Here is a 7,916-nt window from a genome sequence, read left to right as displayed (position 1 = left end):
GAACCACCAAAAGACTTATGCGAGTAAAGTACATAAGTCTTTTTAATTTTGTACTAGATTCTTATTGTAACCAGCTTTAGGTAAGGTGATTTGAAATTTCGTTTTTCCTTCGTCAGTATGTAAGTAAATTTGACCTCCGTGTTTCTCCGCAATATGTTTTGAAATTGTTAAACCGAGACCTGTTCCCCCATCACTTTTTCTTGATTGGTCTCCCCTGAAAAATGCTTCAAATACTTTTTCTTTTATAGAATTAGGAATACCAATGCCATCATCGATGATATTAATATGTATCTTTTGAGTATCTTCTATTAGCGAAACGAAGACATTCGTTCCTTCTGGGTTGTATTTTAAGGCGTTGGACAGTACGTTAGAAACGGCTCGATATAATAATGTATAGTTAAAAGAAACGAGTATTTCCTGAGAAGGGATTTCGAATTGAAAGTGAAAATATTTTTCTTCAAACAGTCCATAATATTCGGCAGATATTTCACGAATAAATTCAGAAATATCCAGTATTTCAGTTACAAATGGATAGTCGGTGCTTTCAAGTTTAGACAATTCAAAAACATCCTCAATTAATTCTGTAACGAGTCGTGCTTTTGTATGTATGATACGTAAAGCTTGCTGTTTCTTCGCTTCCTCCTTAATAAGACCCATTTGCAGTGCTTCAACATAGCCCTGAATAGTTGTAATAGGAGTTTTTAAATCATGAGAAATATGGACAAGCATGCGCTTCTTGCTTTCTTCTAATTGTTTTTTCTCCATTTCTGTTTTTTCTAGTTTTTCAGCCATAAGGTTAAAATAATTTTGTATTTTCATTAATTCATAATTTGCCTTAAAATGAAGCCTTTTGTAGTAATAGCCATTCGTAATGTTTCTAATTCCATTAGCGATTGAAAGTAACGGATTGGTTATTTTCATAGCCATCCATCGGCTATATATATAAACATTAATCCCGAATAAAAAGAGAAAAAGGAGAAAGGTTTGAAGCAACAATTTTATAAAAGCTGTAATATGGTCTTTCGCTGCACTTGTTACTGTGAATTCTTGCTTTATATATGTTTTGGGAATCTTAATGAGACAATAGGCCGTTTTACCATCTTTTGTTTTAAATGGTGCTAGAGAAGTGTGATACAGATTTTCTTTTTGGTCATAAAAAAGGCTATTTAATTCTTTTTCCGTATAGGCGAATGAGTTATCTTGTTTCTTCCCTTTGATATAAACAACGTGCAAATTTTCATCGAGAATTTCAATCCATCCATTAAATGACTCAATTGCATCGGTGGGAATGTCTGAGTAGTTCTGTCTTACAATTTCAGACGCTCTTAAATTAGACAATACAGTATTTTCGAACTTCTGTTTCATTTGAAAATTTAAAATGACAAGTAGGACAACAACACTAATTCCAAGAGTCAACGAGAAGAAAACATAAGTTTTAATTAAGGTGTTAAATATTTTATTTTTATCGTTCATTCAATTCTTCCTTCTTCGCAAATCGATAACCTAAACCCCGTACAGTTTTTAAATATACTGGATTTCTTGCATGATCTTCTATTTTTTCTCGCAATCTACTAATTTGAACCATGATAGTATTGTCATCTGAACAATAGTAATCAGACCATACGTTCTCAAAGATTTGCTTTTTGGTAAAAATACGACCTGGCTCCCCCATAAATAACTTCAATAATTTATACTCTAGAGCGCTAAGTTTAATTTCGCGTCCTTGCTTATAAAGAACACAAGAGCGATGATCCAACACCAGGTCATCAAAGCACGTTTGAGATCGCTCTTGATTTAACGAGCTAACATTAAAATCATATGTTCTTCGAAGTTGAGCTTGGATTCGTGCTAATACCTCCAACAAGCTGAATGGTTTCGATATAAAATCATCTGCTCCTAGTCCTAATCCCATAATTTTATCCATTTCCTGATTTTTAGCAGAAAGAATAATAATAGGCATTTTGTATTCTTTCCGAACTATTTTAATCAATTCGTATCCATTAATATTGGGCATCATAATGTCAATAATAGCTAGATCAACTTTGAATTTCTGTATAAGGTTTAAAGCTGATTTACCATCACGCGCTTCCAGTATCGAAAAGCCTTCCATTTCCAAAAAAAGTCTTAGTATCTCTATGATTTCAAGCTCATCATCAACGATTATAATCGTTCTCTCCACTTTCTCTCCCCCCGTTTCCACTAATTAAAACCTTGCTTAAAACTAAAATTTTCCTTTTGTAAGGTTATTGTAAGATAAATGAAAGTTTGGGGAAAGAGTCACATTGTAAGATGAAGTTATCTTACACGAAAAACAACTTAAAAATCTTATAAAGAAATATAAACTGACAAAGCCCTGCAATTACCGAATAAATCTAGAAAACTTAAACATCATGATACTTGCATATTAGGCGGCTTGAAGTTATGCATTTGATTAAAAAGGTAGGTGAACCAGCACATGTAAGATCGGCGCAAAACAAAAAGAATTCACCTATAAGCTGTTTAGATTAGTATTTTATGTAAGTCCTTGAATATGAGAAAAATGAATGATTCTATGTTTTTACTACACTAACGTGGATGTTATAAATAATTAAAGGAGTGATAGATATGACATTACCAGTAACCTATGAACAGTATAAGAAAGCAGAGCGCCTGCTTTCTTGGAACGCTATAAAAGATGTATTTAACGGCAAGGTTTTTCCTAATTGGCTAGATAAAGGAAGCCGCTTTTGGTATCAAAGGGATATACGAAAAGAAAGCGGACGCGGCAAGCAATTTGTAATAGTTAATCCATGGTCAAATACTAAAGAACCTGCTTTCGATCATGCTAGGCTTGCAGAATCTCTCTCCAATGCAATGAACCGTCAGTTCGATCCAGATAACCTTCCCTTCAATTTCTTTACTTATGTCAATGAAGAGAAGGCTATTCAATTTGAAGCAGATGAATCCACGTGGATTTGCGATTTAACTGAATATCAGTGCAAACAAATCAGGGCTAAAGAAGTGCCTGCGCATGAACTTCGATCCCCTGACGGGCGCTGGTCTGCGTTTATCAAGGAATATAATTTATTTGTACGCTCTTTAGAAACAGGACAAATCATCCAACTGACTCATGATGGTAAGCGATACTATGATTATGGCACTCCGCCGGAGACAGAAACTTCCGCTGTCTTTAAACGATTGTATAACCCAAAGATTCCACCAGCAGCACTGTGGTCACCGGATTCCAAACAAATCTTGACGCACCGGCTTGATCAACGCAAGGTACGAAAAATGTCCCTTCTGCAATCAGTTCCTTCTGAAGAAGCAAAGCCGCCCGTCATCCATACGTATCGCTATCCGCTAGTCGGAGATAAACACCTTCCATTAGCCCAATTTGTAATTTGCGATATTGAACAGCAATCGATGATTCAATTGGATACAGAACCTATGATTATTGGACATTTGTCACCATTAAGCCCTGGTTGTCAAACAGCTTATTGGACAAACGACAGCGGCTTTGTTTATTTCACAAAAATGTCTCGCGATTATCGATCTATGCAATTTGTTGCCGCTCATGCAAAAACTGGTGAAACTCAAGCTTTGTTAGAGGAGACGAGTGAGACTTTCCTATTTACCGACCTCTACAACCTTAAAAGTGGCGAAGGGCGTATAAATGTCCAATGGTTATGCCATGATAATTCTTTTATTTGGCATTCCGAGCGCGACGGATGGTCGCACCTTTATCTTTATGACAGCAGTACAGGAAGACTTAAAAACAAAATTACCTCTGGATCCTGGACAGTCCGTCGATTGATAGGCGTTGATGAACAAGGGGGGTGGGTGTATTTTACCGCTAGCGGCCGGGAGCCGGAACGGGATCCTTATCTTCAGCATCTTTATCGGGTTCGGCTAGATGGATCAGACTTAGTGCTCCTTACACCAGAGAATGCCGAGCATAACGTGTCTGTTTCTCCTGATTATTGTTTTTTTATAGATACTTTTTCGCGTGTAGATATGCCACCTAAATCAGTTTTACGTTCAACAGATGGAAAATTAATTTGTACATTAGAGCAAGCTGATATTCAACTTCTCTTATCAAATGGATATCAAATTCCAAAGCGTTTCACTGTCAAGGCTGCCGACGGGATAACGGATTTGTACGGAATACTGATTCCTCCTGCAAAAATAAACAAAGGTTGTAAATATCCCATCCTAGATTATATTTATGGGGGCCCTCAAATAACTCGCACACCGAAAGAATTTACTTGGGGGGGAGAGTATGCATTAGGGCTACCAGTTGATCAAGTGGGCGGTGCTCAATCTTTTGCACAGCTTGGTTTTGCTGTTATTCTAATGGATGGAAGAGGTACTCCTTATAGGTCGAAGGATTTTCATGATTTTTCTGATGGGAAGCTGGAATGGTCTGCAGGCCTTGAAGATCATGTGGCAGCTATTAAGCAACTTGCGGAACAGTATCCTTTTGTAGATTCAGAGAAAGTAGGCATTTACGGCGATTCTGGAGGGGGATATGCAGCCGCTCGGGCTATACTGGCTTATCCGGATGTGTATAAGGTGGCTGTGTCAGGATGCGGGAACCATGATCAACGCTTATACTTAGCAGCTTGGGGAGAACGATTTCAAGGGCTTTTCAATTCAGAACTATACCGTGAACAAGATAATACTAGATTGGTTAAGAACCTAAATGGAAAGTTACTTTTGGCAACAGGAGACCTGGATGATAATGTCCCTCCCGCTTTAACCATGCGAATGGCAAATGCTTTGATTAAAGAAAACAAAGACTTTGACCTGCTGATTCTTCCTAATCGGCATCATGGGATTTCGGAAGATGTTTACTTTATACGTCGACGATGGGACTATTTTATACGAAACCTAATGGAAGCAGAACCGCCAAAAGAGTATGCGATTAAAGATCCTAAGTTTCCAGGATAATGTACAGATAGTATTCTCTATTAGGGGTACGAAAAAAATTACCACTTTTTGGAGCCACTCATTATTTTAGTTATCAGAATTAGAGTTCCGTTAACTTTTTAAGAAGAATTTAACAAGGTTTGTTTACAGAATACTTGTAAATACTGCTAAAAATAAATTTACGGAACACATTTCAAGAAGATTTCCTTGAAAACTTCAAATCTAATTGCCTTAAAGTTATTGTTTTATCATATATTTGAAATTTTTTTGCAAGTGGCCCGAAAAAGAATAAATCGTTGTCATAACCCCTAAAGATACAAAATTTAACTAAAATAGGGGGAAATGTATGATTAGGGAATTAAGAAGGTTTCTGTTACCTACTGTAACTGCAGCAGCTTTATTGCTGCCATCTTTATTTGGGGCAACTAATCACGCAGAGGCAGCAACTACGTTTGGTCCATCTATGAAATCGGTTCTTATGTATGCTGGAAAAATTGATCCTGCTGCTTCTACCACTTATAACACATATACAGATACTGAGCTTACGAATCTCATGAAAGGAGCCAACCAGTTTATTGTTTTATCACCGAAAATTTCTGTTCATGATGATACTGATTACAAATTAAAATTAGATTTAATCAAAAAAATCATAGCAAAAGATAGTAGTGCAAAAATTTGGTTAGGGACTTTACATAGAGGTTCAAACAGTACAGATTTTAAATCTGACCCTCTTACCGCAGAACTAGAAAAATTCAAAACCGAATTAGGTAGTGTAATCTGGACAAACAATATAGTAGGTATTTACGTTAATGTTGAACATGTTTATAAAGATACTGCTGATCCAAATGGTACTAAAGCTACAGTATACACTGGAGATTATTGGAGTAAATTAAATAATAGTATGAACTCTAATGTGACTGTCCAGCTATTTAAAGCGCTTGATACATGGGCTTCTTCTTCCACAAACGGATACAAAAAATTAGCATGGGCTCCTTATGTTGATACAGATACTGATATTTTAAGAAGAGTAGCTTGGGTAACCAATCAAACCAATCTTTTTGATGTAGTGCTTCTACAGCCTAATTGGTATTTTCATGGCGATACCCAACAAAATGGTACAGTTCTGAACAAACCCGATTACTTACTAAAAGTTGTTAAAAAAAGCATGATAAATGGAACACTTTCCTATACAGACGGAAGCTATATCCTTCCACAAGCTTATGTAAATAAGAGAATAGGGACTATTGGAGTGGATATGGAGTACGATGAGAAAATTGCCGGTACTACTACAACTAATATTACAAAATATAATAGATTAATTGATTATGAAACAACATTTAAAGAAGAGTTAGCATCTAAATCCTATCCATTTACTTACTATATGGGATCTCCTGGTGCTAATGGTATAAGATACTTGGATATGACTACTACTTATGGTAAGTATACATGGGAGTATATGGTGGATTATTACTCGAATGGTACGGTCCATCCTAAAAAATAATGCAAGAAAGACAAGATAAAGACCAATACTGTAGCTTTATAATAAAGTTTGGTTCTGTTGCGAAGTTTTGTTAAGGTTAAGTGGTGCTAACAAAAATAGGACAGAATGGTGTTTGTAAAAATAATCATTATGAAGATGATTACGAATTCAATGTTGACCTTTTGTCATTGGTAGAGATGATAGCTGTATGGTTAGTATGAAACAGCAAGCAACCACCTATACAATATAAATAGAGGAGAGGAATGCCTTATGAAAACACGTAGTCAAATTACATGTGCAAGTTTGGCCCTTTTAATAGCTGGAAGTTCCCTGTTATACACAACACCAACCTCAATTGTAAAAGCAGAGCCCACTCAAAATGTATCTAGTTCGTCACAAACAAGCACGCAACGAGATCGTAATTCCGTCAAGCAAGCTATGCGGGATACATTACAACTTGGATACCCGGGGATACTTGCTAAAACTTCTGAGGGTGGAAAAACTTGGGGGTATGCCGCTGGGGTAGCGGATCTGAACACCAAGAAACCAATGAAAACAGATTTTCGCTTTCGTATTGGCAGCGTAACGAAGACGTTCACTGCAACGGTTGTACTTCAATTAGCTGGAGAGAACCGCCTGAATCTAGACGACTCCATCGAAAAATGGTTGCCTGGTGTCATTCAAGGAAACGGATATGATGCTAAACAGATTACTGTCCGTCAGATATTGAACCATACAAGTGGTATCGCTGAATACTTAAGGTCAAAAGAAGCTGATATTATGGACACAAAAAGATCGTATACCGCTGAAGAACTAGTGAAGATTGGACTTTCGATGCCCCCAGACTTTGCCCCAGGAAAGGGCTGGTCTTATTCAAACACAGGATATGTATTACTGGGTATCCTTATTGAAAAAGTAACCGGAAACAGCTATGCGGAAGAGATTGAAAATCGGATTATTGAACCGCTTGAATTGTCGAATACATTCCTACCTGGCAATTCAAGCGTTATTCCAGGCACCAAGCATGCCCGTGGCTATGTCCAACCAGAAGGGGCAAGTGAGCTAAAAGACGTTACCTATTTTAACCCCAGTATAGGCAGCTCGGCTGGAGATATGATTTCTACTGCTGACGACTTAAACAAATTCTTCTCTTCCTTGCTCGGTGGCAAATTACTGAAGGAACAGCAACTAAAACAAATGCTTACTACAGTTCCTACAGGAATTGCTGAAATCGGCAGATATGGTCTTGGAATCTATGAAAATAAGCTTCCCAACGGTGTCTCAATATGGGGGCACTCAGGTGGCATTCCAGGGTTTGTTACTTTTGCTGGAGGTACAATTGGAGGCAAGCATACGTTGGCCGTCAGTTTGAACAGTATGGGTAGAGCTAATAGTCCTGATCCTTTTAAAAATATTTTACTTGCTGAATTTAACAAGTAGGCAAAAGGAAAAGCGGATAAATTTTTTCATAGTTTTTATAGTTAAAAATATACCTTTCTGGTTCAAAAACCCCCAACTTACTCTAAAA

Annotated in this window: 5 protein-coding genes; 3 read left to right on the top strand and 2 right to left on the bottom strand. The window is 37.1% G+C overall.

The annotated features are described in order from the left end of the window. Positions 1-42: 42 nt before the first annotated feature. Together LOK41_RS26685 and LOK41_RS26680 are read right to left on the bottom strand one after the other, a co-directional pair. Positions 43-1,473 (bottom strand): sensor histidine kinase, encoded by a 1,431-nt coding sequence (locus tag LOK41_RS26685; RefSeq protein WP_241819000.1) that lies wholly within the window; start codon positions 1,471-1,473, stop codon positions 43-45. After that, on the bottom strand, positions 1,463-2,179 hold the full coding sequence (locus tag LOK41_RS26680; RefSeq protein ID WP_241818999.1) for a response regulator transcription factor: 717 nt from the start codon (positions 2,177-2,179) through the stop codon (positions 1,463-1,465). Before LOK41_RS26680 ends, LOK41_RS26685 begins: the two co-directional genes overlap by 11 nt. Before the next feature lie 425 nt (positions 2,180-2,604). Between LOK41_RS26680 and LOK41_RS26675 the strand changes: the two genes are divergently transcribed. The 3 genes from LOK41_RS26675 to LOK41_RS26665 all read left to right on the top strand — a co-directional run bounded on the left by LOK41_RS26675 (position 2,605) and on the right by LOK41_RS26665 (position 7,828). Beyond that, entirely contained in the window at positions 2,605-4,929 is a 2,325-nt protein-coding gene (locus LOK41_RS26675; protein ID WP_241818998.1) for a S9 family peptidase, read from the top strand. Positions 4,930-5,254: 325 nt separating this feature from the next. Then, on the top strand, positions 5,255-6,409 hold the full coding sequence (locus tag LOK41_RS26670; protein WP_241818997.1) for a hypothetical protein: 1,155 nt from the start codon (positions 5,255-5,257) through the stop codon (positions 6,407-6,409). A gap of 249 nt (positions 6,410-6,658) precedes the next feature. After that, on the top strand, positions 6,659-7,828 hold the full coding sequence (locus tag LOK41_RS26665) for a serine hydrolase domain-containing protein (protein WP_241818996.1): 1,170 nt from the start codon (positions 6,659-6,661) through the stop codon (positions 7,826-7,828). Positions 7,829-7,916 lie beyond the last annotated feature (88 nt).

The sequence above is a fragment of the Bacillus sp. TL12 genome, assembly GCF_022625245.1.
Classification (GTDB): Bacteria; Bacillota; Bacilli; order Bacillales; family Bacillaceae_G; genus Bacillus_A.
The sequence above is the reverse complement of the archived record's forward strand: the minus strand, read 5'-3'. Positions and strand labels throughout refer to the sequence as shown.